At 41.1% G+C, this 26,091-nt stretch carries 21 protein-coding genes and 1 pseudogene; 9 read left to right on the top strand and 13 right to left on the bottom strand.

Going from position 1 to position 26,091, the window contains the following annotated elements; translation table 11 throughout:
- The first annotated feature begins 3 nt into the window (after positions 1 to 3).
- On the top strand, positions 4 to 2,019 hold the full coding sequence (gene speA, locus DP114_RS00285) for a biosynthetic arginine decarboxylase (protein WP_169263720.1): 2,016 nt from the start codon (positions 4 to 6) through the stop codon (positions 2,017 to 2,019).
- 97 nt (positions 2,020 to 2,116) lie between these two features.
- Here the strand turns inward: speA and DP114_RS00280 are convergent, their stop codons facing one another.
- The 4 genes from DP114_RS00280 to DP114_RS00265 all read right to left on the bottom strand — a co-directional run bounded on the left by DP114_RS00280 (position 2,117) and on the right by DP114_RS00265 (position 6,946).
- Positions 2,117 to 3,283: a sugar phosphate nucleotidyltransferase gene (locus DP114_RS00280; RefSeq protein ID WP_169263719.1), complete on the bottom strand. Its 1,167-nt coding sequence runs from the start codon at positions 3,281 to 3,283 to the stop codon at positions 2,117 to 2,119.
- A gap of 752 nt (positions 3,284 to 4,035) precedes the next feature.
- Entirely contained in the window at positions 4,036 to 4,878 is an 843-nt protein-coding gene (locus DP114_RS00275) for a segregation/condensation protein A (RefSeq protein ID WP_171975153.1), read from the bottom strand.
- A 129-nt stretch (positions 4,879 to 5,007) separates the two neighbouring features.
- Positions 5,008 to 5,367, bottom strand: a complete 360-nt coding sequence (locus tag DP114_RS00270; RefSeq protein ID WP_169263717.1) for a lipopolysaccharide assembly protein LapA domain-containing protein — start codon at positions 5,365 to 5,367, stop codon at positions 5,008 to 5,010.
- 523 nt (positions 5,368 to 5,890) lie between these two features.
- Entirely contained in the window at positions 5,891 to 6,946 is a 1,056-nt protein-coding gene (locus DP114_RS00265; RefSeq protein ID WP_169263716.1) for an AI-2E family transporter, read from the bottom strand.
- A gap of 252 nt (positions 6,947 to 7,198) precedes the next feature.
- Here DP114_RS00265 and pdxH point away from each other — a divergent pair, with 252 nt between their 5' ends.
- The 4 genes from pdxH to DP114_RS00245 all read left to right on the top strand — a co-directional run bounded on the left by pdxH (position 7,199) and on the right by DP114_RS00245 (position 9,662).
- A complete protein-coding gene (pdxH, locus tag DP114_RS00260; RefSeq protein ID WP_171975152.1) occupies positions 7,199 to 7,843 on the top strand; it encodes a pyridoxamine 5'-phosphate oxidase in 645 nt (214 codons plus the stop codon).
- Positions 7,843 to 8,031 (top strand): hypothetical protein, encoded by a 189-nt coding sequence (locus tag DP114_RS00255; RefSeq protein WP_169263714.1) that lies wholly within the window; start codon positions 7,843 to 7,845, stop codon positions 8,029 to 8,031. The genes pdxH and DP114_RS00255 overlap by 1 nt, the downstream gene beginning before the upstream one ends.
- 210 nt (positions 8,032 to 8,241) lie before the next feature.
- The gene (locus DP114_RS00250; RefSeq protein ID WP_169263713.1) at positions 8,242 to 8,544 is read left to right on the top strand and encodes a hypothetical protein; all 303 of its coding nucleotides are present in this window, start codon (positions 8,242 to 8,244) and stop codon (positions 8,542 to 8,544) included.
- A 212-nt stretch (positions 8,545 to 8,756) separates the two neighbouring features.
- Complete coding sequence (locus DP114_RS00245; RefSeq protein WP_171975151.1) at positions 8,757 to 9,662, top strand: ATP-grasp domain-containing protein; 906 nt, start codon at positions 8,757 to 8,759, stop codon at positions 9,660 to 9,662.
- A gap of 93 nt (positions 9,663 to 9,755) precedes the next feature.
- On the opposite strand, the gene DP114_RS00240 is transcribed toward DP114_RS00245, so the two are convergent.
- The 3 genes from DP114_RS00240 to DP114_RS00230 all read right to left on the bottom strand — a co-directional run bounded on the left by DP114_RS00240 (position 9,756) and on the right by DP114_RS00230 (position 14,770).
- The gene (locus tag DP114_RS00240; protein WP_169263711.1) at positions 9,756 to 10,613 is read right to left on the bottom strand and encodes a DUF3153 domain-containing protein; all 858 of its coding nucleotides are present in this window, start codon (positions 10,611 to 10,613) and stop codon (positions 9,756 to 9,758) included.
- Positions 10,614 to 10,637: 24 nt separating this feature from the next.
- Positions 10,638 to 11,159: an outer membrane protein assembly factor BamD gene (gene bamD / locus DP114_RS00235; RefSeq protein WP_171978075.1), complete on the bottom strand. Its 522-nt coding sequence runs from the start codon at positions 11,157 to 11,159 to the stop codon at positions 10,638 to 10,640.
- A 278-nt stretch (positions 11,160 to 11,437) separates the two neighbouring features.
- Entirely contained in the window at positions 11,438 to 14,770 is a 3,333-nt protein-coding gene (locus DP114_RS00230) for a GAF domain-containing protein (RefSeq protein ID WP_171975150.1), read from the bottom strand.
- A gap of 1,214 nt (positions 14,771 to 15,984) precedes the next feature.
- Between DP114_RS00230 and DP114_RS00225 the strand changes: the two genes are divergently transcribed.
- Together DP114_RS00225 and DP114_RS00220 are read left to right on the top strand one after the other, a co-directional pair.
- On the top strand, positions 15,985 to 17,016 hold the full coding sequence (locus tag DP114_RS00225; protein WP_169263709.1) for a VOC family protein: 1,032 nt from the start codon (positions 15,985 to 15,987) through the stop codon (positions 17,014 to 17,016).
- Between the two features lie 54 nt (positions 17,017 to 17,070).
- Complete coding sequence (locus tag DP114_RS00220; RefSeq protein WP_169263708.1) at positions 17,071 to 17,676, top strand: YdcF family protein; 606 nt, start codon at positions 17,071 to 17,073, stop codon at positions 17,674 to 17,676.
- A gap of 42 nt (positions 17,677 to 17,718) precedes the next feature.
- Here the strand turns inward: DP114_RS00220 and DP114_RS00215 are convergent, their stop codons facing one another.
- From DP114_RS00215 to DP114_RS00200, 5 genes and pseudogenes are all read right to left on the bottom strand, one after another.
- Complete coding sequence (locus DP114_RS00215; RefSeq protein WP_169263731.1) at positions 17,719 to 18,534, bottom strand: DUF1838 domain-containing protein; 816 nt, start codon at positions 18,532 to 18,534, stop codon at positions 17,719 to 17,721.
- Between the two features lie 161 nt (positions 18,535 to 18,695).
- Positions 18,696 to 19,127, bottom strand: a pseudogene (locus DP114_RS34595) (TonB-dependent siderophore receptor); the annotation flags it as partial.
- The gene (locus DP114_RS34590; protein WP_407650778.1) at positions 19,109 to 19,915 is read right to left on the bottom strand and encodes an AMIN domain-containing protein; all 807 of its coding nucleotides are present in this window, start codon (positions 19,913 to 19,915) and stop codon (positions 19,109 to 19,111) included. The pseudogene DP114_RS34595 and the gene DP114_RS34590, both read right to left, overlap by 19 nt.
- Positions 19,916 to 20,439: 524 nt before the next feature.
- Positions 20,440 to 21,645: an AbrB family transcriptional regulator gene (locus DP114_RS00205; RefSeq protein WP_171975149.1), complete on the bottom strand. Its 1,206-nt coding sequence runs from the start codon at positions 21,643 to 21,645 to the stop codon at positions 20,440 to 20,442.
- 87 nt (positions 21,646 to 21,732) lie between these two features.
- A complete protein-coding gene (locus DP114_RS00200; RefSeq protein WP_169263706.1) occupies positions 21,733 to 22,584 on the bottom strand; it encodes a hypothetical protein in 852 nt (283 codons plus the stop codon).
- A gap of 861 nt (positions 22,585 to 23,445) precedes the next feature.
- Here DP114_RS00200 and DP114_RS00195 point away from each other — a divergent pair.
- Positions 23,446 to 23,607: a hypothetical protein gene (locus DP114_RS00195; RefSeq protein WP_172195133.1), complete on the top strand. Its 162-nt coding sequence runs from the start codon at positions 23,446 to 23,448 to the stop codon at positions 23,605 to 23,607.
- Positions 23,608 to 23,799: 192 nt separating this feature from the next.
- Here the strand turns inward: DP114_RS00195 and DP114_RS00190 are convergent, their stop codons facing one another.
- The gene (locus DP114_RS00190) at positions 23,800 to 23,949 is read right to left on the bottom strand and encodes a hypothetical protein (protein WP_169263704.1); all 150 of its coding nucleotides are present in this window, start codon (positions 23,947 to 23,949) and stop codon (positions 23,800 to 23,802) included.
- Positions 23,950 to 24,211: 262 nt separating this feature from the next.
- Here DP114_RS00190 and aspS point away from each other — a divergent pair, with 262 nt between their 5' ends.
- Complete coding sequence (gene aspS / locus DP114_RS00185; RefSeq protein WP_169263703.1) at positions 24,212 to 25,999, top strand: aspartate--tRNA ligase; 1,788 nt, start codon at positions 24,212 to 24,214, stop codon at positions 25,997 to 25,999.
- Positions 26,000 to 26,091: the final 92 nt, after the last annotated feature.

Here is a 26,091-nt window from a genome sequence, read left to right as displayed (position 1 = left end):
GAAATGCATGTTGAGTCAACAGAGAAATTAGAAGGGGTGCTGAAACTGCCGTCCGATGGACAAAAAGCGGAATTGAAAAATAATAAACAAAAAAAGCTGCTACCACCAGCCACATCAGCAGATGTACCTCGCCAGTGGACAATTGAAAAGAGTGAAGAACTTTACCGAATAGAAGGTTGGGGGCAGCCTTACTTTTCTATAAACGCAGCAGGTCATATCACTGTTTCTCCTAAAGGCGATCGCGGTGGTTCTTTAGACTTATATGAACTCGTCAACGCCCTTAAACAGCGTAGTCTAGGATTGCCGCTACTGATTCGTTTCTCGGATATTTTGGAAGACAGGATTGAGCGGTTAAACGCTTGTTTTGCCAAAGCGATCGCCCGCTACAACTACCCTGGTGTTTACCGTGGCGTATTTCCTGTCAAGTGCAATCAGCAACGGCATTTAATTGAAGACTTGGTAAAGTTCGGCAAACCCCATCAATTTGGCTTAGAAGCTGGTTCAAAGCCAGAGTTAATGATTGGTCTAGCTTTATTGGATACACCAGGAGCGCTGCTGATTTGCAACGGCTACAAAGACCGAGAATACATCGAGACAGCGATGCTGGCACAAAAACTAGGTCAAAAGCCGATTATCGTTTTAGAACAAGTCGAAGAAGTTGATTTGGTGATCGAAGTCAGCCAACAATTGGGGATTGAGCCAATTGTGGGTGTGAGAGCTAAACTAAGTACCCAAGGGATGGGACGGTGGGGAACTTCTACAGGCGATCGCGCTAAATTCGGTCTCACCATCCCTGAGATTATTCAGGCAGTTGACAAGTTACGTAATGCTAACCTATTGGGTTCCTTGCAGCTATTACACTTCCACATCGGATCGCAAATCTCAGCCATCAATGTGATTAAAGATGCCATTCAAGAAGCTAGCCGTATTTATGTGGAGCTGGCAGCATTAGGGGCAAAGATGAGGTATCTCGATGTTGGAGGTGGCTTGGGTGTCGATTATGACGGTTCGCAAACCAACTTCTATGCCTCAAAAAACTACAATATGCAGAACTATGCCAACGATATCGTGGCAGAGTTAAAAGATACTTGTGCAGAACGAAAACTTCCAGTACCAACACTGATAAGCGAAAGCGGACGGGCGATTGCTTCCCATCAATCGGTACTGATTTTTGACGTTCTTAGTAGCAGTGTTGTCCCGCTTGACTCACCAGAACAGCCAAAAGAAGGTGAATCCCCGGTTATTACTTACCTCTGGGAAACTTTCCAATCTGTTAACGAGGAGAACTACCAAGAACTCTACCACGACGCTACCCAATTCAAAGAAGAAGCCATCAGTCGTTTCAACTTAGGAATTTTAAGTCTTACAGAACGCGCTAAAGCTGAAAGGCTTTACTGGGCTTGTTGTCAAAAAATTCTTGAAATAACCAGAAAGCAGGAATACGTACCGGACGAGATGGAAGACCTAGAACAAATCATGGCTTCTATCTACTACATCAATCTTTCTGTGTTTCAATCTGCACCCGACTGTTGGGCTATTGACCAGCTTTTCCCTATTATGCCAATTCACCGTTTGGATCAAGAACCAACACGGCGAGGAATTTTGGCAGACCTGACATGCGATAGTGATGGCAAAATCGACAGGTTTATTGACCTGCGGGATGTGAAATCAGTTTTAGAACTGCACCCCCTCAAATCAGGAGAACCCTACTATCTCGGAATGTTCCTCAACGGAGCTTACCAAGAAATTATGGGCAATTTGCACAATCTCTTTGGCGACACCAACACAGTTCACATCCAACTGACTCCAAAAGGTTACCAAATTGAACACGTTGTTAAAGGTGATACCATGAGCGAAGTGGTAAGCTATGTGCAGTATGACTCTGAAGATATGGTCGAAAGCATTCGCCAGCGTTGTGAGCATGCTTTAGAAGAAAATCACATTACTTTAGCGGAAGCTCAAAGGCTGTTGCAAACCTATGAACAAAGTTTGCGACGCTACACTTACCTGAACAGTTAAAAGTCAAAAGTCATTAGTCATCAATTAGTGACTAATGACTTTAAAACGGCAGATGCTACAACGCTAAAAGTCGCAAGAGCGTACTCCCTCCTAATGACTAAGTAGCATTATTTCCTAACAATTCAGCAATAGCTTGCCGTTCCACTGGTGTATGCGATGGTGGATCTCGGCGAGCATCAGTAATGAGCCAGTCCAGAGCTGCTGCTTGGACATCTATCGTTGCTCCAGTCTTGTCTACGCAGTGACGACCAAATACCAACTTGTCCACAAGCCGTACTCCCGGTCCCAATCGTGACCATTCAAAAATGACACTGTTTTCTACCGTAGCACCACTGCATATCCAGCAGTTTGGACCTATCATCGTAGGACCGACAATTTTGGCTCCGTCTTCAATCTTGGTCATGCCGCCGATATAAACTGGACCTGTAATATCGACTTTATCCCAATTGACAGCAACGTTCATGCCAGTGTATATACCAGGTGCGACTTGTTGTCCAGGGATTTGCACGTTCTTTATTTCCCCTGAAAGGACACCACGAATTGCCCGCCAGTAGTCTGGAACTTTTCCAATATCCACCCATTCAAAGTCCATTGGGATAGCGTAGAAGGGCGCACCAATTTCTACCAGTTTGGGGAAAAGTTGGCTACCAATGTCATACTCTACCCCAGATGGGATATAATTAAAAACCTCTGGTTCAAAAATATAAATACCTGTGTTGATATTAGTGCTTAGAGCTTCCTCAACTTTGGGTTTTTCTTGGAAAGCTTTAACACGACCATCTTCGTTGGTGACGACTACACCATAGCTAGAAACTTCTTCCTTAGGCACGGATTTCATGATAATGGTGGCAAGAGCTCCTTTAGATTTGTGCAACTTCACAGCTGCTGTCAAATCTAGGTCAATCAGGGCATCACCGCACAACACTACAAAGGTATCATCAAAGAATGGATAAAAGTCTTGGATTTTCCGCATGCCCCCGGCAGATCCAACTGCTTCCCCAACAAGACTACCTTCAACAATACGACCTTCAAAAGAGTAGGCAATTTGTACGCCAAACCGCTGACCATCACGGAAATAACTTTCAATTTCCTCTGCTAAATGGCTTACATTAACCATAATCTGGTCAAAGCCGTGTTTGCGTAAAAGTTCCAGTAAAAATTCCATCACTGGCTTCTGCAAAATGGGCATCATCGGTTTGGGCGTTGTGTAGGTAATCGGACGTACGCGAGTACCTTTACCAGCTGCGAGAATCATCGCCTTCATATGTGTTTATTCCTCAACCACAAGCGAGTTTACTGTTATTAAGTCATATTTCATCGTGAGTTTATTTCTGATTGAAGTCACCCCGCAAAGCACGGATAACAGAGATCAAGAGACTTTGGCTCAGTCATCGGCATAACCTGCCTAGTAGTGTCAAGTATAAAGCATGAATAAAATATAAAATATTAAGTATAAAGTATAAATTTTTCATACCTAGCTTTGAGCATTCACACTTCATGACCTCATATCATTCTTTATCCTACTCTAACCTACCCTGCTTAAAGCCCATTGAACTTTACGAGAAGCCCTATGCCTGGGGCATGGCTACACCGTAAGTCCTGCCTAGGGTTGCGCCAATATAAAACAGTGTGGAGGAAGAGATATGAATATACCTCCAGCACGCCTATGTCCTAATTCGTTTCCACATGCTATGCGGCAGAGTGAGTGTTCACCCGACTTACGGAGAAAAACTGCGTAATAAAGCATACCTATGCTTAGTATGCCCCGAGAGCACGCTCTTGCAACGCCACGAACACAGGAGTTGCGCCAACAGTCAACTCACTCACCAAGATGCACAAAACTTTCATCTAGAGAGCGCTGTCTATTCACCATCCAGAGTAGGTAACCTGTACACAAAGGATTTTGCGACTTGGCAAAATTTTTGTTGGTGTCTACATCTTCTCATTCGTTATCTTTTTCAATTTAATCGGATTTTGGAACTTGCTGAAGCCAAACTCTGATAATTTTGAATATTCCTATGTTGCAAACTCTGAATTCAAGGGAGCATCTATGGATTCATGATTAGCTGAATCAGTCAGTAACCTGATTTTAATTTCCTGATAAAACTCCTCCTGAAATAGCTCCACTTTCGATTGAGCACAAAGCAGTAGTAAAGCCCAGAAAACACTAACAACTATATGACTATGTTGCGATGTGTGTGTATTATTTTGTTGTGGTTGCTTTGTTTGCGTCCATAACTCCACCAGTTGTTCAAGATTGAGCCAACTGTTGTGTGAACTCAATTGTGTTGCCACACTTTGCAAGAGCTGCTCTAGTTCAAAAGCCACCTCTGTAAGATTTTCCTGGTGAGCCAACTCTAATGCTGCCCGCATACTTTGCAAACTAGGTTGCCGTTTCTGACGGACAGGTTTATTAACTTTTTCTACGAGTTTCAATTGTTGCGCCATGATTTGCAATTGCGAAATCAGTTCTTGCAAAGTCACGCGACGCTTTGATGGTGGCATTGCTATTGGACGACGACGCAAGTGCCGCTCTAATGGTAGGCGCTGAGCTTGATGAATCATCCCGTCTTCACTCGTAAGCAATCCATCATCAACGGATGCTTCTTGCTCTTGTGCTGCTGATTGCAATTCCATCAAAGTATTTGCTTTAAATAGCACAAGTTTGGATGCCGATAAAAAAGCTTGTCCTGATTTCAACAAGTCAGCTTCATAGCCCTTGCTGGTTGCTTGCGATCCCATTAATTCCAAATAATTATCAATCACCGAAATCACTTTGACATCCCAAGGATCTATTTCCCCAAGTTCCGCCTGATGAATCAAAAGTGTAATTTTTTCCAATAACTCAGAAGCATCCATTAATTGTTTGGATATTGGATTTACTGGTTTTGTATAAGAAATTGCTATTTCTTATGAGTTGTTCTTTGTTGTGTTAGTAGTCGATAGTGGGACGACTAACAACTACTAAGTACTCACGAAACAATTCTGTTATTGGCTGATGACTTGTGCTTCTTTTGCTACAGAATCATTCACTGGCGGTAGAACAGGTTTCAAAGATTGAACTTCTGCTTGATATTGTTCAACTTTCCTTTCTAGTTCCTTAATTTGGACATTTTTCTGTCGCACTTGTTGACCAGAAAGTACAAGTCGCAGAAAATGTGTCCAGATACTATACAACCAAGCCAGAACTGCTCCTATCCCCGCTGCCAAAAGCAACTCAATTGCAATTGGTGCCTGCACCTGTACTTCTGGAACGATATTGATTGTTCCGGGTTGGGTGTTCTCGAGGGCAAATAAAGCCAAGGCTAAACAAAAGATAAAGATTATAACAAAGTTGATTTGTCTCATTGAAAACCAAAGACTAGATAATTTTTTTTGCTCAATGCTTCCCTGAAAATTGTGGCTAATACCATTTTGAATGGTGCTTGAACTATAGCGCAACGTCCTATCCAAAAAAGTTTGAAAACGTTAAGGTTGAACATCTACAGCAGTTTTATTTTACTTGTCAAACAACTTTTGGGGTTACTCAGTACTTTTTGGAATCAGTACGCCTTTTGAGCTTACGCTCGACAAAGAGTTTCTTACACCACGAGTGACAGGCAGTAAACCCGTCTATGAGACTTTTGTCATTTGTACAAAGAAATAAAAAACACTGGAGAATTGACTTAGAACAACCTTGCGGAAGAATTTCACAAACTATTTAGGATTGCTAGAAAACAAAATGGTATGAGAATGAATATAACTCGTAGAGTATAACATATGATATTTTGATACACCTACTCTTGTTACAAAAATGGATCGAAAAAATCATAAAAATAATCTTTACATTTCCCTATGTATATGAAATTTTTATCAATCATTCCCGAAACTCCTACTCAGTTACACTGTTTTTTCTGTTACCGCCTTTGATAGCATCGAAGGTAACTTTGATGGTGCCAGCAATAGGAACAGCAACCAGTGTTCCTAATAAACCAGCAATCTCAAATCCCATGAGAATAGCTACAAAAATCCAGATGGGATTAACACCAATAAAATCGCCAAGTAACTTGGGACCTAACAGATTATCTTTAATTTGCTGGATGACTATGGCAGCTATAGCGACTTGCACTGACAACCACCAATTTTGCAGCAAAACTAAAAAAGTAACCAAACCAATACCTAAAGTCGCCCCGATGAAGGGGATGAGTTGGGATATACCTATGAGTATGGCAAATAACAAGGCAAAAGGTACTTTGAGAAGTAAGAAAATAGGAATAAGACTAATTACCATGAACAATGCTAGCAAAATCTGGCTGAGAAAAAAGTAGTGGAAATTAAGTCGTAAAGATGTGGTTAAGGGAAATCGAATATGAGGTGGTAAGAAGTTGAATAAGCCAGACCATACGCGATCGCCATACAATAGCATATAAAATGCCAGCACTACTACCAATATCAGATCAACTAAACCCGATAACAGTGTTCCCGCAAATCCCACAACAACGGAAGCCAACTGTTGCAGCAAACTTTGAATGTTTGCATTTATTTGATTGCTGACTACCGTCAAATCTAGGGGAAAACGCTGCTTTTTAGCTAAAGCTTCAATCTGCTCCAAGTTTGCTTGACTGGTGGCTAGCCAATCTGGAATTTTATTTAAAAGTTGTATTGTTTGGTCAATAACTACTGGTACGAGCGTAACGCCAAGAATGACCAAAAGCGTTAAAGTTAACAGCAATACAATGATAACTGCTTGAGCACGGCTCAAGGTAATGCGTTCAAATAACTTGACTGGGTAGTTCAGTAAAAAAGCCAGAATTGCTGCAATGCTCACAATGGTGATGGGGTGCTGGAATAAGCGAAAAATCACATACAGCAACCAGAGATTGAGAGCGATAATCGGACCGCTCAGGCCGTATATTAACAGACGTTGAACTGAGGCTGAACGGTACATCTTATGTTATCTGTGTTAAAACGCTTTGATACATTAGGTACAACTTAGTGAAAGCTGATGACCATCTAGTGCTCGGACTACCCAAAATTGCGGGGTTAAGGCAAGCTGGGGAAGCTGGGGGAGAGTAAGAATTTTTTCACCTCATCTACCCCTCAAAGTTGATGTGGTGGACTACTAGATTAGATAAATATTTTTGCAAATACAGGCACCAAGTACTGAAATACGTACTTAATAATAGGAAAGTAAACGAAAATGGACAAAACGATCGCTGACCTTCGCAAAGACTACACCCTGCAAAGTTTGAGCGAAAAGGATGTAAACTCTAATCCTTTTATACAGTTTAGACAATGGTTTGACCAAGCATTAGCAGCCCAACTTCCAGAACCAAACGCGATGACTGTAGCCACAGCTACAGTAAACGGTCAGCCCTCAGCAAGAATTGTGCTGCTCAAAGGTTTTGACGAACGGGGCTTTATCTTTTATACCAACTACAACAGTCATAAAGGACAGCAGTTAGCAGAAAATCCTCAAGCTTCATTAGTTTTCTGGTGGGCGGAACTAGAACGCCAAGTCCGTATTTGTGGGAGTGTAGAAAAAGTTTCCGAAAACGAGTCAGATGAGTATTTTTATAGCCGTCCTTTGAACAGTCGCCTAGGTGCATGGGCGTCTGAGCAAAGTCAGGTTATAAAAAGCCGAGAAGCGCTGGAACAACGGATGCAGGAGTTGCAAATTCAATATCAAAACCAAGATGTTAAGCGACCACAACACTGGGGTGGCTTGCGCGTGATCCCCACAGAAATCGAATTTTGGCAAGGACGTTCTAACCGTCTGCACGATCGCTTGCTTTATACTCGCTTAGATGATGGTAGTTGGAAAATTCAGCGTTTGTCGCCGTAATGAAAAAACTCGCGCTTTTGTATTTAGTCACATTCTTGAGCTTTGTTGTTTGCCTGTCCATCAACGCAGCACAGCCGCGCCCTGTACCTCCTCTATGGCAGGTTTATCAGCAGTCATTTCAAACAGCCAAGTACGTTGACCTCACTCATAGCGTTGGGGATCAACAACTGAATGTACGAGTCAGATAGCAGATAACAGGACAGTTATTACTAGGAAAAGAGCAGTCTTTACTTGACTTTTTTCAAAATTATGCAAGTATAAAATTGTTACAAAAAGATAGTAACAAGAACCACAAATATCTGATATATGTACTACAAGTACAGGAATCAGAACCTTTTCCTAACACTCCGCAAACCCAGTACAAAACCCAGAAATTTTATCAACCCAGGAGAACTGTAATGAACCATCCCTTTGGTCTAGATGTTTCAGATTTAGAAGCAATAGAACTCAATTTTGAAGAGGAACTCAATGACGAAGAGGCTGCTCAAGTCTTAGGTGGATCGGATAAATTCACCACTCTAGCTTTAGGTGAAGAAGGAGGAGGAGGGACAGTCACCACTCAAGCTGTAGGTGAAGAAGGAGGGGGAGTGATAAATTGTATTTCTGCCCCCTGTCCAGGAAGTGAAACAGGAGAGAAGCCACCCAAAAAGCCTCCAGTGACCAAAGGTTGGTTTGAAATTGGAGGTCACTTTCCTTGGTAGATTGGTCGTTAATGTGAAGTTTAAAGCGACTGGTTGAAAACTCCGCGTGATAAGCGCATGGCGGAGACAAAACCCACTTTAGTAATTGACTGAAAAACGATTTCAGTTCAAGTTTACATACCATATAGTTTCAGCACTTTAGAGTCAAGTGCTGAAACTATATGCGGTTAAATTTATTTTATTTTCAGACTTCTTAAAACCGCTAATTTAAAATGAACATTTTAATTTTGGGCAATTCTTTAGATGCTCATGCTGCCCATCTGAAGAATGCTCTTACAGATGCTGGTGCGATGGTAAATTATTTCGATACTCAGCTATTTCCAACACAATTAAGGATGTCTTGGAGACCTGATACTAAGGTGGGATCTTTAGCTCTATCTGAAGAACATCAATTAAATTTCCTAGATATTCACAGTATATTTTGGCGTAGCTTTTCCGGCGTTCACGTTCCGCAGTTAAAAGACTCAAACCAACAGTATGTTGCATTTAATGATTCAATAAGTACACTGCGCTCATTAATCCAGGCTTGTCCATGTCATTGGGTTAATTCTTGGCAAGCATACCAGTTTCATAAAGAAAAACCTCTACAACTTAGCAAAGCCAAAGAAATAGGAGTGACTATTCCAGCCACTTTGATTAGTAATCATCCAGGAGAAATTACAGAATTTGTTCAGATAAATGAAAAAGTTATTTTTAAGCCAGTTTATGGTGGTGCTCATACCCAGTTTTTGACACAAGAGCATTTAGAACCAAAGAGATTGAACTTGGCTTTGAGTCTTTCTCCAGTCACACTACAGGAGTACATTCCTGGGACAAATATTCGTAGCTATGTTATTGGAGAATCAGTTTATTCTGCTGAAATTCGCAGTCATGCGGTAGATTTTCGCGAAGATTTAGATGCTGAGTTAATTCCGAGAGAGTTACCAGAATCAATTCAACAACAATGTTTAGCAATAGCAAAGGCTTTTATGCTAGAGTGGACTGCTATTGACTGGCGTTGTAAACCAAACGGTGAGTATATATTTTTAGAAGCAAACCCCAGTCCAATGTTTATACATTTTGAAAATCAGACTGGTTTTCCTATTACACAAAAATTAATCAATCTTTTGATGAATTAAAAGCAAGCAGTTTGAGCCAAACTAAAGAATGTGGACATAATTAAAAGTAACTATGTCCGCCAGGAGTGGAATACAGCGTAATGAAGCACAGGACTATTCTGTGACTGTTCCTTGTGAAACAAATTGAATTCTGGGATCTGGCATAAAAGTGTATCTCAGATAAAAACCTGCCCAGACAAACAGAATAATGAATAAAGTACCAAAACCTAGGGGACTAGGAAGCCAAAAGACCACTTCTATATGGTTCAATTCTCCAGTTTTGAGCTTCCACATCAACTGATTTCCATTTTTTTCTGGAAGAATTACATTAGTATTTTCCACATTTCTAGCACCCCAAGGAGCGTTTAAGCCAAATTCTAAATCGAGAATTGAGCCAGGACTCGCCAAAACATTTCCTTTGCTGGAAAGTAGAGCAAGCGATCGCAAATCCAAGTCATAAACCAATCGATTCCGCACTAAAAGCAGGAAATTATTCTGAAACAACAGTAAATTAGAATCAATTTGCGGCAATTGCGACTCAGTTTCACTTCTTATGGACTCAAGTGTTTGAGTGGTACTAGGGTGGAAAAATTCATTAAACTTGGTTTGTAGTTCCCGACCGCTACTAAAGGGAATTGAAACAATAACCTCTTCATTAGAAACCCTTCGTGTCTTGCCTTCCAATTTGCGGGCGCGACGCTCTATACTATTCAACCATTCATACACAGAATCGCCACTAAAACTGGTTAGTCGCTCTTCCAACTTAATGTGTTGTACAAACTCGCCGCCATTTGCATTGTAAAAATTAACACCTACATCATAGTTGACACAACCAGATAGTAACAGAGAAACCACAAGCACAATCCACAAAACAGGATTTTGAATTTTAGATTTCGAGCCTTCGCGCTTGCTAGAACGTCCTACTAATCTAAGTACACGCACAAAATCCTTTGCTAAAGCATACAAATGCATTCTCGGAAAACCCCCCAAAGTCAATTACAAACTCAACCAAAATAAACCACCTAACGTTAAACCAATGACAATCAACGCCATCCAAATAAATCGATTATCTCTGGTATTGACCTGAGTAAGGTCAACAAATTCTCGTTCAGGAGGCATCTGCTTTTTGGAAGATTTGGTATTCTTTACACTCAGAGGAAGTTTGGTTTGATTGTCAGCCATTGCACTCAAATCGGGAATTTCGGTCATCCATTCCCTTGGTCGTTCTAATCTTGGTGCTTTGAGGATATAGTGTAGTTCTTTTGCTTGTTTACTCGTTTCTGAATGGGGATGGCGCTTGAGTTGTTCGCAAAGGGCGATCGCCTCTTCTGTGCGCCCTGCTGCTTGATAAGCTGTGACGAGCCACATTTGTAACTCACCACCAAGGCGAGAATTAGGAGCCACGAGGGTTCTTGCCTTTTCCAGTTGTTCAACAGCTTTTCGGTACTGCCCCTTTTCAAAGGCAACTTTAGCACTTTGGTACGTAGCTTTGGCAATTTCTAGACTTTCTGAACTCACGTTTTGCACATAAATCAGCACTGCCTTCATTGTGCCAATGCGTGTAATACTTTGGGAGTCTTTTTTAGATTCATCAATAAATAAATTCTGTCTGCGTCCCATTGAAATCATACGCAGTCCCTACCAGCAACTAAATTGCTAGATCATAGCGGGACGCAGTCCATTTTGAATTGTTAAGTGGCGTCAAAGGACGCAAGTGAGCCAGAAGTTGGGGGAGATTTTAGATAAAATGGTTTGTTACCATTGAGCGCTCACAGTCGTTGCCTCACGCCAAAGTCCTACAGCTTATCGCTATCAATCAGCCTCTGCTGTTCTTGAGAATGTAGCTTAAATGTCCGCACTTTTTCTTGCAACTGTTGGGAAATCTCTACTGTTTTCTGTAGAGAAGTGGAAACTTGGTGAGATGAGTTGCTAGTTGTTTCAGAGACTTTAGCAATATCTTGCATCAGCAGGGAAACGTCTTGCGAGGTTTGTACTTGAGAGACTGTAGCATTAGAAATTGACTGTACGAATTGGTCAATTTGACGACAGACTTCCAGAATATCATTCAAGCTGTGTTTGGTATTTTGAACCAGAGTCGTTCCTTCAACAACCTGTGTGGTTCCCAACTCCATAGCTTTGACAACTTCGCTGATTTCCAGTTGGATATTGGCAACAATTTCTTGAATTTCTGAAGTGGCTTCCCTACTTTGAGCTGCTAGCAAACTAACTTCTTCAGCAATAACAGCAAAACCTTGCGCTTCTTCACCAGCATGCGCTGCTTCAATACTACTGTTGATAGCTAACAAGTTGGTTTGCTTGGTAATTTCATTAATCAATGCCACCATACGCGAAATTTGTTGGGAAGATTCTCCAAGACGCTTGACTTTTTTCCCTGTTTCCCCCATCGTGTCCCGCAATTTGAGAATATTTTCGACTGTCAGGTCGATAGCTGTGTCTCCTGTTTTGGCGGCGTGATATGCTGTACGGGAAACTTCTGCGGCTTGTTGGGCATTTTTTGCCACAGTTTTAATCGATTGCCTCATTTGGTCAATAGCATTTAGACTCTGGCTAATTTCGTGTGCTTGTTTGAGTGCGTTAATTGCCAGTTCACCCATTGCTCCTGAGTTGTCTGCAACTGCAGCATTCACTTGAGTCGCTGCTAGCTTGACTTGAATCACAATCTCCTGCAAACTTTCTAATAAGGAGTTAAAAAAGTCAGCAACAGTGCCTATTTCCGCACCGGTGACTTCAGCGCGCACTGTTAGGTCACCTTGAGATGCTTCTTCTAAACAGTATATCAATCTTAGCAATTGCATTTGCAGCGTTTCTTTCTGCTGGCGTTGCTGCATTGAACCTTGTTCTGCAATTTGGCGTCCTTGTTCAGCTTGCTCTAAAAGATTAGACCGTTCTAAAGCTAGCCCAACAATTCTGGCAAATTGCTCAAACAAATCAATTTCCGACTGTTCCCATAGACGTGATTGAGAACACTGATGGACAATTAACAAACCGAGCAAGTTGTTATCTATCAAAATTGGTGCGATTAAATTTGCTTTGACTGCAAACGCTTCTAGTTGTTTGATATAACACTCGTTGAGCTGGGCTTGGTAAATATCATTGATGGCTACAACACGACCCTGACGATATTTCTCAACATAATCTTTTAAACAAGGGTCGTTAATTTCTGCACCAAGACAACAAGGCCAACCTGTTACTACTGATTCTGCAACGACGCTTCCATGGACATTTTCGTCTATTTTGTAAATGACTGCTCGCTCTACTTTCAAGGCTTTACGGATGCTTTGAACCGCTAAATTGCATACATCTTGCGAGTTATGGGTTTTAGACAAGTCGATGGCAAGGTCTTTTTGTGTCTGTGCCATCTCAAGTAAACTGAGACGTTCCAAGTTTAACCCAACTTTAAGCGCCAACTGCCGCAAGAAATTAATTTCACTGAACTCCCAATTATGAATTTCCTGACAGTGATGAGCAATCAAAAGACCTATGAGTTGATTTTCTTTGAAAATAGGGGTTACTAACTTCGCTTTGACTTGCAATTTTTCCATGAAATTGTGGTATTCGAGGGGAAAGCCTGCTTCCAAAAGATTGTTAATAACCATCACCCGACCTTCTCTGTAAGCCTCTATCATCTCCTGACTTATAGAGGTATATTTAATTTTTTCCCCAAGAGAAACAGGAAAATCAGAAGCAACGGATTCGGCTACGATTTGTCCGCCTCCTTGAGCATTAAAGTGATAAATAACAACCCGATCCGCTTTGAGTGCTTGTCTTGCTTCTGTAACTGTAAGGTTGAACAATTCTTCACTACTCAAAGAGGAACGAATTGAGAGGAAGATATTTGTGAGTAACTTTAAGAAATGAGCTTCTGTAGCTTGTTTTTGTAGTAAGTCTTGCACTTGGTCTGCCATCTTGTTGATGTTAGAAACCAAGATTGCAAGTTCGTCTTCGCCTTTAATCGCAATTCGAGTATCAAGATTGCCTTTACCCAATTTTTGAACTGCCATTGTCGCAACCAAAATTGGTCGCACGAGACTATTAGCAACAATTGCTGCAAAGCCACCAACGAGCAATTCTGTGATGAAAGTCCCCATCTGCAATGCCAGTAATAATTGTCTCTGTGTTGCAAATGCAGTGGCTGTATCTAAATCTAGAACTAATGCCCATTTTAATTGTGGCAATCCTTCTACTTTTGGCAAAGGCGCATAAGTTATTAATTTTTCAGTATTTTCCTTTTCGTTTGAAAATATACCAGAAACTACCTGCTGTTGTGGTTGCAGTTTATCCCATCCCGGAATTTCTTCTTTAGCATCATTACCTAAGTGAGATCCTATTTTGCTCAGAAAAATTTTTCTGGAATCATCTATCAAATAGTAATTCTCTTGACTTATTTTCGATGTAGATATTACCTTTTCTAAAGATTTTAAAAGCGTAGCTGTTCGGATAATATAAATGGTTTCACCTGTTTCACTATCTTTAACAGGAGCAGATATGTAAATTTTAGCTTTCTCTTTGTTTTGTGCTGCTGAAGGTAGACTGATTTCAGGTGTGTTAGTTTTGACTACTTTTTGAAAATAGTCCTCGTTTTTTTGATTAGGAATCGATTGTCCTTGGGACTCAGCAAGTAAGTTACCTTGAATGTCGAACACAGCAATGCTCTCATACTTGTTTTCAATATTTAAGTTTCTTAGCTGTGCTTGCATCTGTTCACGATTGAATACTTGCCTGAATTTACCGTTTTGTAAGAATGCCAGTTTAGAGAAAATTTCAATATCTCCATATCGTCTCAACATAAAACTGTTTATGTTGTCTGCTAAGAAATTAGCTTTATCTTGTTTAGCATTGGTGATTTCCTTTGTAGTCGAGTTGTTGACTATGTTATAGGTGAACACCCCTACTAATATGATTGGCAATGTACCGAAGGCAAAGGCAAAGGCAACCGCTTTTCTACGTAAACTTGCTCGTTTTAACCAGGAAACAACACCCTTTTTTCGGGAATTTTGAAGATCATCTGCATACTGTATAACAGTACTTTTTTGCAACGAGTTTATGAAGAAATTGTGTGGAAAATCTTTCTTTTCCTCTGTGATATGATTCTTCTGTGTGTCAATCATTTTAACTTTCTACCAATTTTTTCCAATGATGTACTGGAACCAGTCAAGGTTTCTTTTTTGGTAGATGCAATTTCCTAGATACAAAATACTGAACAATCGCCTATGAATGTATTATAATAATATTGGTTCATCTCATCAGATGTGTTAGCATCAATAGGAAAATAGACTAGCTGTTACTAGTCAATGAGCAAACAAAATAGTATGATAAACGATTTCTATAGTCTTTGTTTCTATCATAGGTAACTAGCCGTCATCAACTATTTACATCTGCACACCTGAAAATTTTCCTCCACTACTTCTTGTGCTCAAAAACTCTTATTTTCTAGTGAAGTAAACCAAAAAAAAAGAATTGGTACCATCATTTTGTCTAGAAGAAGTGTCAAACTATCCTCTGTTGAGACACTCACTTCTACTGTCAACAACATCAAAACTAATTTTCCAAATGGTTGTTCACTACGCTTTTGGTACTCTATTAAAACGATAATAGCCTATGGTGTACGTAACTTAGGTTTAATGAGAATTTCTCCTTAAACCTTATAAAAATGTGTCAAGCTATCTTGCCTCTACCTAATTCAGCAGTAAATTAAGTAGACGCATATTTACTGACAACACACTTTCTCATCAAATATGTATAGATAGTCACCCCGAATACTAGTAACTGTCACTTTTTGAAACTAGCAACAATATGTTGTGATTTTAGGATTTAGACACAATGGTAACAGTATATCTAGATCATACTCAATATTGTTATAAAGTTTTGTCGAAGTTTTATCAAAATCATTCAAAAGGCGCTATTTCAAACATTTCAATCAGAAAAAGGGATAAAAATTCTACTTGCCAACATATAGCTTAGTTAAGGATAAACACAAGCATGGCGATCGCCTTCATAGTTTCTCAACGTTTGTTAGTTATGCAGACTTTTTATCTATCTCAAATCAGGTCTGTACAAACGGGTTTTTCACCATTTTTATCCCAATTCATGGTGCTTTCTGTCTTTATTTTTCTCTCTAAAAACGTTTTGACGTTACTTTATATAAAAACATAGTTAAATTAGGAAAGTTTTACAATCATCTATGTAATTGTTAATACAATTACATATTACTTCTGTTGAGTTTGCAATTATCAAGCTGATACATTTATGTCAAGCTAATAGATTGATAATTCAAATAGCACACTGTTTCAAAAAGTTCTTTTATTATACGTTATAACTAACTATGAACCAAGGGCAACAAACTGCTATTGAAGGCATCTACGAAGTGTGTATTGGTGTCAAAGAACCAATTTCTGCTATTCAATACTGGGAACTCTTTGGCTATCGCGTTGGTCAAGTTGGTGAATTATCACAAGCAGCAGCATACCAACTGTATGGCATCAATTCGTCCTTACGTTCGATTCGTCTTTACCATCAATATATAGATCATGGTTTGCTTCGTCTGATGATTTGGGAAAATCCCACCAATCAGGGATTAGGGATGGGATCAATGAAAGTGAAGGGAAATCGCTGGGCTACGACCTTAACAGACGATGTGTTGAACATTTTAAATCATGTGGAGGAGGCAAAAGCAGCCGGTTGGGAAATTAAAAATACATTCCCTCGCTGGGAAGTGATTTACAACAAGGAGAAAAAAAGCCGTCCTTTCATCGAACCAGTGATCGGAGTGCGAGAAATGCTCTTATTACAACCTTTAATGCGACAGGTTTTCTTTCAGAGATTTGGTTATACATTACCACATTATGGGAACATTAACGTAAATTCTCCCCTCAAGACAAGCCAGTTTACTCATATGGGGATGATTATTCAGGATGACAGCAAAGAAACTCTAAAGTTTTATGACGAAGTTTTAGGTTTGCTGCGTGTGCGTGACGATGTAGAAACAAGCTACGAATCTTCTATAGCAGGTCGAGAAATTTTTGATCTCCAAAAGGGGGAAAAGTTTTATCTTACCGCCTTTGATGATCCCCGGTCTTCTCAAACAAACATATTTGCCGCACGTTCCGGCAGACTTTATATCATTCGCTTTCCTGATGTGATTAAGTTAAATTCTAGGTTTGAAGCTGCACAACCGGGTTGCTTGGGAGTTTGTCTTTACACCTACCGGGTGCGAGGACTAGATATGTATTGCGATCGCATCAAAGCAAGCCCCGTGCAAAAGTATACAAACCTCGTTCCTAACGAGTTTGGAGAGATGAGTTTCTCTTTTGTTGCACCAGATGGGTACTTTTGGACGTTGTTAGAAGCTCCATAAAGTTGTTAAAAGATAGATGAAGTCTTGTAAATTTTAATTTCGGAGATATCAACAATGCCCAGTTACCAAACCAAAACACAATGGCTAGCTTTGGTCATACTTGGGATTATGTCTGCACTTTTGCTGGTAGTTGCAATCACAGCATTCAGCATATACTTTTATGGTAGGGCTAACCGTGTTGTCAAAACTGATGCTGCTATAGTCCTGGGTGCAGCAGTTTGGGGAGACAAACCATCTCCAGTTTTCCGAGAAAGAATCAACCACGCCATTCATCTCTACAAAAGAGGAGTTGTACGTACTATCATTTTTACTGGTGGCGTTGGCAAAAATGATGATACATCAGAAGCCGTTGTGGGGAAACGCTATGCAATGGCGCGGGGAGTCAAAGAAACCGATATTCTTGTCGAAACAGAATCTCACACAACTCACCAAAACCTTGAGAATGCTCAAAAGGTAGCAGACAAATACCATTTGTCCAAATTTCTGATTGTTAGCGACCCTTTGCATCTTAAGCGAGCCGTGTTAATGGCACAAGACATGGGAATGGATGCCTATCCATCCCCTACGCCCACAACTCGCTACCGCAGTTTCAAAAGTCAGTTTGAGTTTTTAATGCGAGAGACATATTTTTACTTTGTCTACCTCGTATTAAAATACTAATTCGTATTTTGTCTTTGCTTTGTTGTTCTCTACACAACAAAGCTAAACATCCTCCGCTTCTGGCACTGGAAAGGTTTCACCTGTCAAGTAGGCATCAAAGTGGTGTTGGAAATAAAGCCAAGAACTTATATCTTCTACATCAAGAAGCGATTTGGGCGCATCCTTGTACAAAGGAACACGAGTATTGATTTCATCTTGCAGCACTTGCGGTAACTCGCCCAAGCTATTGACTTTGCTTCCATAAGCACTATAGATCAGATGACCAGCATGTGCACCCATTTTCATCCAAGGAAGCCACGGACCAATGCGGTCCCAACTTAGCTTGAGTTCAGTTACCGAGGGAAGTTCAGAGTTTAATAAATCTGCAGTTGGTACAGTTAATTTAAACAATTCCGCTGCTTGATAAATCGGGTGTGGGCTATACTCAGCAAACTTGGGATTTTCCCCAAGAGGATTAGGGTAAGTAGGAAATATATCAAACACAAAGGTTGTCCAGTCTCCGTCTACTGGTGCTGAAAACTTACCTTTAAAATGACCTTGTACGGGACTATTTGCAACGTGTACCACTGGAACTGTCTCGTTTGTCCAAGGATTATGCCACTTATGCAAAATTTCTCCTGTTTCTGGGTGAAGGTAGTAAGTCAGTTCCCTTGAGGTAAAATCCCAGCAGCCTTCTTCTGTTGGAATACACCTACTCACGCTGTAACCGACTATTTGAAATAGAAGTTTTCTCTTCTCACCTGGGACAAAAGCATAAATCTTGCCCTGCCAAACGAGAAAGGTTGATTCATCGGGATTAAGGGATGAACGAGTTTTCACCCAATGTAGGGCATCAAATTCTTTGATTTCGGCAACCATTGACAGCATCCGTAATTCTATTCTCTATTATCCTAAGTTGCCGGTCAAGCCGAAGATAATCAGTCGCAGTCCTACGGCTGAGCCGAGGTAGCGGTGTAAGGTAAAGTGATTTAGAGTTCATGGTCGATGCTCCTGCTTTTGTAAGGAAACCTTGAGGAAAATCAAAACTGCCATGAAACGCTTCCTTGAACCGTGAATGGCGAACCAGGGAAAACACGTAAGTCGCTATCTGCACTTTCAAAGTAATCAATACCAAAGAGATTTTTAAAGTTGAGAGCCACTCGCAAGTCATTTTTCTTGTAAAAAATGGCAGCATCTGTTCTCAAGTAACTTGGTAAAGTAAAGGTGTTGTTTAGGTCACCTTGTCGCTCTCCAATATAGAAAAACCCTAAAGCAAATCCCAATCCCTTGAGATTTCCTTTTAGTAGCTCATAGGTTGTCCACAAGCTGAAGCTATGTTCAGGGACATTATTCAACGTATTATCAACAAGAGTTGTTCTGGTGTCTTTGGTAACTTTTGCGTCTGTATAGGCATAAGAAGCAATGATATTCCAACCTGGTAAAATTTCACCAGCTATATCCAACTCAATACCTTACTTCCGATTCTCAGACCGTTTCTGTAAATACCACCACTACTAAAGCCTCTAATGGTAAAGTTTTGAAATGCATCACGAGGTCCTCCTGATATGACTACTCCTGAAACATTCCTCAAGGCGTGTTGTAGCTCAACAACTTTGTGATCCTCTAGCACCTGTTGAGGAATTACTTGAATAGATCGAGAGGTATTCAGGATGGGAGTGTCGGTTTTTGCAATGGAAGCATCAGGGATGAGATATCCGTCTTGCTGCCCTGTCACCACCAACTCAATCGGTTCATCACCCGATGCTGATGGTTGAGTTAGCTGTGTCTGGTTTTGGTGCTGCTGTGACCCCTCCGCCTGCCCCTCTGCGAGGTTCGGGGAGGAATTTGGGGTGGGGTTTTGCCCCTGCTGCGCCCTTTGTGCAGTACTCGCGACGCTAAAGATAAGACCCTCATTTGGACTATCAAACAACTCAACAATTGGTACACCCGCCTCACCTTTGACTGTCACCCGGATAGTCTTGGCGTCAAAGTTAGTTACTGTTATCTCGGTAACACCCCCAATTGGTTTTTCGGAGCGGAATATGAATCTCTCTCCCGACGGTAGGCGCAGTTGAGCATTGGGAATTTCAGCAATGAAGGTATTGCCAGTGCTGCGATTGACTAGTTGCAACGCCTGCCCTTTAGTTGTCTGTAAGATGATCTCCACACCTTTATCGGTGGGATTTGCCTTAACTTCTGTAACTTGGACGACTTCAGCAGAAGGTGCTGTTTGTGGTGCTGGCGACTGCCCCAGTAACATTTGGGCGCTGGTGCTGGGACGCTCTATCTCACTCAGTTGGCGAATCTTCTTAGTTGTTCCCTGTCGCTTTGTTTTGGATAACAACTGTGATGATTTCTCAACACCTGTACCAGAGCTATGCATCTGTTCTGCCTCTTCACACAAACTTTTTTCAGCAACAAGCACCGAAACAAAACTCGTTAACAGAACAAAAGCTGATAGTTTGACTAAACCGAGGCGCGGCATAGCCGCGCCTCGGACTTTTGTAGCATCCTTGGAGAGTGGTAGTTGCATTTTTCCTAGCCCTCACACCGATTGGCTGTGCAATAGATGAGTTTAATAAACTAATCTTTGTTGAGATAGATTATCACTTTTTAACTTCCCATACACAAGCCCCACCCATAAGAATTGTTATCAAAGCTTTATATTTCGCCTTCTCAGATAGATTGATAAGCTCAATTTATCGTTTGTCTCAAGTCGTTAGCTTTTGTTCATTTCCTGAATTGAGTCTGAAAAGCTACAGTTTATCGCCAAAAACACCGCTTTCACAAAACTTTTCGCTCTACTGAAGTTGATTCCAAAGATTGACTCTCAAGACGGCGAAACAGAAATACCCACAATGGTAGAGAACTGTTAATAGCAATTAATCGCACCAAATGACCAGCTGTGACAATTTCGACATTATGATCTAATGCCAGGGCAACTAAAATCATTTCTGCCGAACCTCCCGGTGCTGTAACCAGCAAACAGGTTAACCAGTCCCAGGAAGTTAATTCCATAGTAAGGATGGAAGCAAGCCCCCCTGCAACCAGCGTCATTCCTACAGACATTAAAGCGCAGACTATAGTCCTTTTTGTGAAAGCGGGTTTGTCACCCCAATACTCACCAATGGTTATTCCCAAAAGCATTTGCCCCACTATATTGACTAGAGGCGGTAAAGTAAAGTTTACATCACCCACGAAAGGCAGCCATTCACACAAAGGATTAAACGCTATCCCAGCGACTATTGCACCAAAAAACTCGCCAGCCGGAATTTTGCTTAAGATAGCAAGATATACTGCTAATCCACCAAATAACAGAGCCAATAAAAGTAATCCTAATTGGGATGGTTCGAGACTGAACAAGACACTTTTGACGGGGAGTGCTTGCGGATAAATTTGCTGACCAGATGATACTCTAGCAATGAGGGGAATCAAAAAAACTACAGTTGTAACGCGAATTGCTTGTACGAGTGCGACAAGGGTAACATTTTTGCCGTAGTCTGCAGCGATCGCCGACATCGGCCCCACACCACCCGGTACTGTAGCCAGCATCGCTGTTAAAATATTTGTTTTGCTGATGTGGGAGTAAATGTAGCCAATTACGGTACCACACAGCAACAAAAAGAACGTGATCAAAGCGAAAATAGGAAGACAAGAAGCAACATCAGCTAAATGAGCGTTACCTACACAAAAGCCAACATTTAGTCCGACAAGCGCCATTCCCGTCTTTCTAGCTGTCCGATTAGGTTTGAGGGTACACCCACCCCAAACCCGATAAGTCTGAAGCACAACTGCACCAGAGACTATACCACCAAATATCCAGGCAATTCCTCCAATGTGAAATCTTGCCAAAATCAAACCTATGGGTAATGCCAAAAGCATTTCCCACCCCAAGACAATTAACGACTTTACAAGAATTTGCTTGGACTTTAGAGCTTGCTGTTGAGTAGTAACCTGTTGAGGAGGCGCTACACTTAAAATCTGATTCATCAACTTGCTTTTTGGAAATTTTAAAATTAATTTACCAAAAAGCGCCCAAAGCCCCATCCTTCTTTTAGAAGGGGCAAATAAAAAAGTTTATACTAGGATCTTGAGTAAATAATCAATTAAGTACTTAAAGTACGCCCTCAACTGTTGAGCTGCTTCCGTTGACACTTGTGCTGATTGTTCCCAAGACTTTATATATTTATTTTGAATCAACTTGAACCCATTCACATATACCTCAACTGCCGGCTGTTCATGAGTGATGATTCCTTTGTGAAGTAAACGAGGTTGAATCCCGTTTTCCAAGCAGCTTCCAAGCAGTTTCAAATATTTACTAAGGTTCTGACGAAAGACTTGTGTTTGGGCATCTTGGGAACCCAATAACTCATCCGCCACTTGTTGTGTTATTTCTTCTCGATGAGCTAAAAGCCACAATCCTGCTTCTAAAGAAGCAGCTGATTGTTCTTCTACAAGTGGAAGTGACGCAGTGAACTCTATAAGATGTTCTGAAAATTCTTCAATTTTGTGATGTTTGACTTGAGTAAGTGCTTCGCTGATACTTTCTTGTGAACGTTTCTTCTCCTCTTGCTCGCGTATCAAATCTTCCACAATCGGTTTTATATTTTGAGTTATCAAATCAGTCTGCTCTTTCAGCACGTCCAGCACTTGTTGAGGCAAATCGTACTCTAATAACTTGTCTATTCGATTTGTTGTATTGTCTTGGAGAAAGTTGAACTGGCGTTGTAGTTGCTGAATCAGCGATCCCAAACGTTGTTCGGTATTAGGTAGATCTTGAGATAAACGTCGTTCTAGATAATCGACTCGTTTTTGCAGAGATTTGACGGATGCTCTTTCTAACCAAGGGGTGATGATAAATCTTGCTAAATCGTGCAGGCTCTTAGCGGGTCTTTCGAGTATTCCTAATCTGTTGGTATTTTGCGCCATAAGATTTATTAAAAAGTGGTGATGCCTTAATCCGTAGATTCCCTGTGTTGCTTTTCCCTATTTATGGGTTATTGTCTAGAGGAGTTCAATTATTGAATAAAAATTCAGCCAGTCAAAATTCACAATTGAGTCAGAGTCATTTTTTAGTGGCGGATTGGAACCAGCAGTAATTTAGAATTACCCCTACAGGTTCACCTAATGCCAGAGCCAGTTTAGGGGTAAGCAAAACCTTACCGCATAGGATTTGTTAACTAAATCTTTGATTTGATGGCAACTGAGGAGTTGCAACGATGTTAGCCTTTTTGATGCAACTCATTACAACGCAACAGCGGATACCGTATATTGCGTAAAGCTGTTATGTGGGTGTCTATAACGGAGTAAACTCCCTAAAAGCGCATTGCTTGATAAGTTGTGGGTATGTTCGCGTAAGTTTAGGTAAGTCGTTTTACCCATTTTTCATAAAGTCAAGAGTTTTTGAACTGGTAATCTTCTAGTTAGCAACACATAGCTTCTGACTCCTTTGCAATAGCATGACATTTTTGAAATTTTACTGTCTTATCCGACTCCAGTTATGGTCGTATGCAAAAAAATTATTAATTTCTCACTTTCAGTAAATCTACTGATTGACCTGGGCAATAACTTTTGTCGTAACCAAAAAAAAAGAGCGTAGTTTTGACTACGAACACCAAATAGAGTAATAGTACCACAATACCGCTTCAAAACTCTGCCTTTTGCGTAATTTTCTGGATACAGCTTTGTATGTAAAAGTTTATGGTGAGTGATCATGATAAACAAATTCGTTGTCAACACCAAGACTCTTCAAGGTATCCAAAACGTTGTACTTGATAAAAGCAGACGAAAATGACGCGATCGCCAATGGTAAAGCTTCCTGCTGGAGCATCGCCAAAAGCGGCGCAGTCTATCAGCATCGCTCTCGGGCGTCCTACTGCTCAAAGTCGCTCACCGCAGCCCAATCAGAGATTAGGGGAAGCCTATTCTTTGAGAAAAAACTTAGCAGTTTAGGGACGTTCGCCGGATTTGGATAAGTTTTTGGAACCTGTGATCAGGATGTCAGCTAAGTTGTCATCAAAATAACTTAACGACCAGTCGCTCTCGGCAGCAATAAGAGGATGAACTTTAAGTATAAACCAAGAAGAGGACTGAAAAACTTGAGTGAGAAAACCGTACTAAATTTAGAGCGCAATTTCTAAGCGATCAAGCTGTGTTGAGGTCGATACAATCAAAGTGCGGGTTAAGTAATGCTGTTGCTGGCAATGAATCTATAACTTCAGCATTACCTAGTTCCGAGAGAAAACTCCCGCCATAGTCAAAGATTATGGCGGTGAGGACGTCTTTCCAGAACATCTAAATTTTCATTTTGAGCATAACAAGTCGCCTCTAAGGGCAATCATCGCTTCCAAGACGCGGCTAAACTCCTCGCCTTCAACGTTAATTTAAAAAAAAATAAATCCTAAAACGCTCTTCGAGATGCATCAATTGCTGCGCCTTTACATCTTTGTGTTTATGCATGAGATTTATTGAACTGGAATGACTAATGATGCTAGATAATGAAAAAGCTTTAACATGGACTTGAATTCTCTAGCTCGGTTATTAAGAACAAAGACTTATGCGAACTTACTATTGCGGCGAACTCCGAAAAGAACACATTGGAGAAACTGTTACCTTGTACGGATGGGTAGACCGTCGCCGCGATCATGGAGGTGTAATATTTATAGATTTACGCGATAGCACTAGTATTGTGCAAGTTGTCAGCGATCCCCAGCGTACCCCTAATTCCTATGATTTGGCAAATAGCCTACGAAATGAATACGTTGTTGAAATCACAGGTAGAGTGACGCAACGTCCTGAAGAATCCTTAAACCCCCGCATACCTACAGGCGAAATAGAAATCTACGCCGATACAATTAAACTTCTCAACTCAGTCGCTAAACAGTTACCATTTCAAGTTTCCACTGCAGACGCCGATCCTGTGCGGGAAGAGTTGCGGCTCAAGTATCGTTATTTAGATTTGCGGCGCGATCGCATGGCAAACAATTTGCAACTGCGCCATCAAGTTGTCAAAGCGATGCGTCGTTACCTAGAAGACGTGGAAGGTTTCCTAGAAGTTGAAACCCCCATCCTCACCCGTTCCACTCCCGAAGGTGCGCGGGATTATCTCGTACCCAGTCGCGTTAACCCTAGTGAATGGTTTGCTTTACCGCAATCACCCCAGCTGTTCAAACAATTGCTGATGGTATCCGGCTTAGATCGATACTATCAAATTGCGCGTTGCTTCCGCGATGAAGACTTACGCGCCGACAGACAACCGGAATTTACCCAGTTGGACATGGAAATGAGCTTCATGTCCCAAGAAGAGATTATCGAATTAAACGAGAAGTTAGTTTGTCATATTTTCAAGACAGTTAAAGGCATTGAATTACAACGTCCTTTCCCGCGTCTAGTCTACCCCGAGGCAATGGAACGTTATGGTAGTGATAAACCAGATACACGTTATGATTTAGAACTCGTCGATGTCTCGGATGTTGTCAAAGACTGTGGCTTCAAAGTCTTTCGCGAAGCTGTTACCAATGGAGGAATTGTCAAAATTCTTCCTATTCCCAACGGGAACGATTCAATTTCTAACGTCCGTATCAAACCAGGCGGTGATTTATTCAAGGAAGCAACTGATGCAGGTGCTAAAGGTTTAGCTTACATCCGAGTCAGGGATGATGGAGAAATCGACACTATTGGTGCAATTAAAGACAACCTCACCCCAGAGCAAAAACAGGAAATCTTACGCCGGACAGATGCAAAACCCGGTCATTTACTGCTTTTCGCGGCTGCTGACACTGCTACCGTTAATAAAACATTAGATCGGTTACGCCAAGTTATCGCTAGAGAATTTGGGTTAATAGATCCAGAAAAAATTAACTTGCTCTGGATTACAGACTTTCCCATGTTTGAATGGAACGCACAGGAAAATCGCCTAGAAGCACTCCATCACCCATTTACTGCACCTCATCCTGATGATTTGAGTGACTTAAAAAGTGCAAGAGCACAAGCTTATGACTTGGTGTTCAACGGTTTTGAAGTAGGCGGTGGTAGTCTGCGGATTTATCAGCGCGAAATTCAGGAGCAGGTGTTTGAGGCGATTGGACTTTCCCCAGAGGAAGCAGATAATAAGTTTGGCTTTCTGTTGGAAGCGTTTGAATATGGTACCCCGCCTCACGGTGGGATCGCCTATGGTTTAGATCGCTTGGTGATGTTGCTAGCCAAAGAAGAATCAATTCGCGACGTCATAGCTTTTCCAAAGACGCAACAAGCACGTTGTTTGCTCACAGATGCACCTTCGTTGGTAGATACGAAGCAGTTAAAAGAGTTGCATGTTGCCTCGACTTATAAGCCTAAGTCTTAGTACGACGAAAGCTGCCAAAGATGAACTATATTTTTTGACGGTTCTGAGTTGAACAGAACACAACTATTGATATTCCTCGTCCTGCACTCTAC

This window comes from Brasilonema sennae CENA114, assembly GCF_006968745.1.
Taxonomy (GTDB): Bacteria; Cyanobacteriota; Cyanobacteriia; order Cyanobacteriales; family Nostocaceae; genus Brasilonema; species Brasilonema sennae.
The sequence above is the reverse complement of the archived record's forward strand: the minus strand, read 5'-3'. Positions and strand labels throughout refer to the sequence as shown.

Coding starts and splice junctions, on each gene's coding strand:
- speA (WP_169263720.1), top strand. CDS start 4: ATGCATGTTGAGTCAACAGAGAAATTAGAAGGGGTGCTGAAACTGCCG.
- DP114_RS00280 (WP_169263719.1), bottom strand. CDS start 3,283: ATGAAGGCGATGATTCTCGCAGCTGGTAAAGGTACTCGCGTACGTCCG.
- DP114_RS00275 (WP_171975153.1), bottom strand. CDS start 4,878: ATGGATGCTTCTGAGTTATTGGAAAAAATTACACTTTTGATTCATCAG.
- DP114_RS00270 (WP_169263717.1), bottom strand. CDS start 5,367: ATGAGACAAATCAACTTTGTTATAATCTTTATCTTTTGTTTAGCCTTG.
- DP114_RS00265 (WP_169263716.1), bottom strand. CDS start 6,946: ATGTACCGTTCAGCCTCAGTTCAACGTCTGTTAATATACGGCCTGAGC.
- pdxH (WP_171975152.1), top strand. CDS start 7,199: ATGGACAAAACGATCGCTGACCTTCGCAAAGACTACACCCTGCAAAGT.
- DP114_RS00255 (WP_169263714.1), top strand. CDS start 7,843: ATGAAAAAACTCGCGCTTTTGTATTTAGTCACATTCTTGAGCTTTGTT.
- DP114_RS00250 (WP_169263713.1), top strand. CDS start 8,242: ATGAACCATCCCTTTGGTCTAGATGTTTCAGATTTAGAAGCAATAGAA.
- DP114_RS00245 (WP_171975151.1), top strand. CDS start 8,757: ATGAACATTTTAATTTTGGGCAATTCTTTAGATGCTCATGCTGCCCAT.
- DP114_RS00240 (WP_169263711.1), bottom strand. CDS start 10,613: ATGCATTTGTATGCTTTAGCAAAGGATTTTGTGCGTGTACTTAGATTA.
- DP114_RS00230 (WP_171975150.1), bottom strand. CDS start 14,770: ATGATTGACACACAGAAGAATCATATCACAGAGGAAAAGAAAGATTTT.
- DP114_RS00225 (WP_169263709.1), top strand. CDS start 15,985: ATGAACCAAGGGCAACAAACTGCTATTGAAGGCATCTACGAAGTGTGT.
- DP114_RS00220 (WP_169263708.1), top strand. CDS start 17,071: ATGCCCAGTTACCAAACCAAAACACAATGGCTAGCTTTGGTCATACTT.
- DP114_RS00215 (WP_169263731.1), bottom strand. CDS start 18,534: ATGGTTGCCGAAATCAAAGAATTTGATGCCCTACATTGGGTGAAAACT.
- DP114_RS34590 (WP_407650778.1), bottom strand. CDS start 19,915: ATGTTACTGGGGCAGTCGCCAGCACCACAAACAGCACCTTCTGCTGAA.
- DP114_RS00205 (WP_171975149.1), bottom strand. CDS start 21,645: ATGAATCAGATTTTAAGTGTAGCGCCTCCTCAACAGGTTACTACTCAA.
- DP114_RS00200 (WP_169263706.1), bottom strand. CDS start 22,584: ATGGCGCAAAATACCAACAGATTAGGAATACTCGAAAGACCCGCTAAG.
- DP114_RS00195 (WP_172195133.1), top strand. CDS start 23,446: ATGACGCGATCGCCAATGGTAAAGCTTCCTGCTGGAGCATCGCCAAAA.
- DP114_RS00190 (WP_169263704.1), bottom strand. CDS start 23,949: ATGTTCTGGAAAGACGTCCTCACCGCCATAATCTTTGACTATGGCGGG.
- aspS (WP_169263703.1), top strand. CDS start 24,212: ATGCGAACTTACTATTGCGGCGAACTCCGAAAAGAACACATTGGAGAA.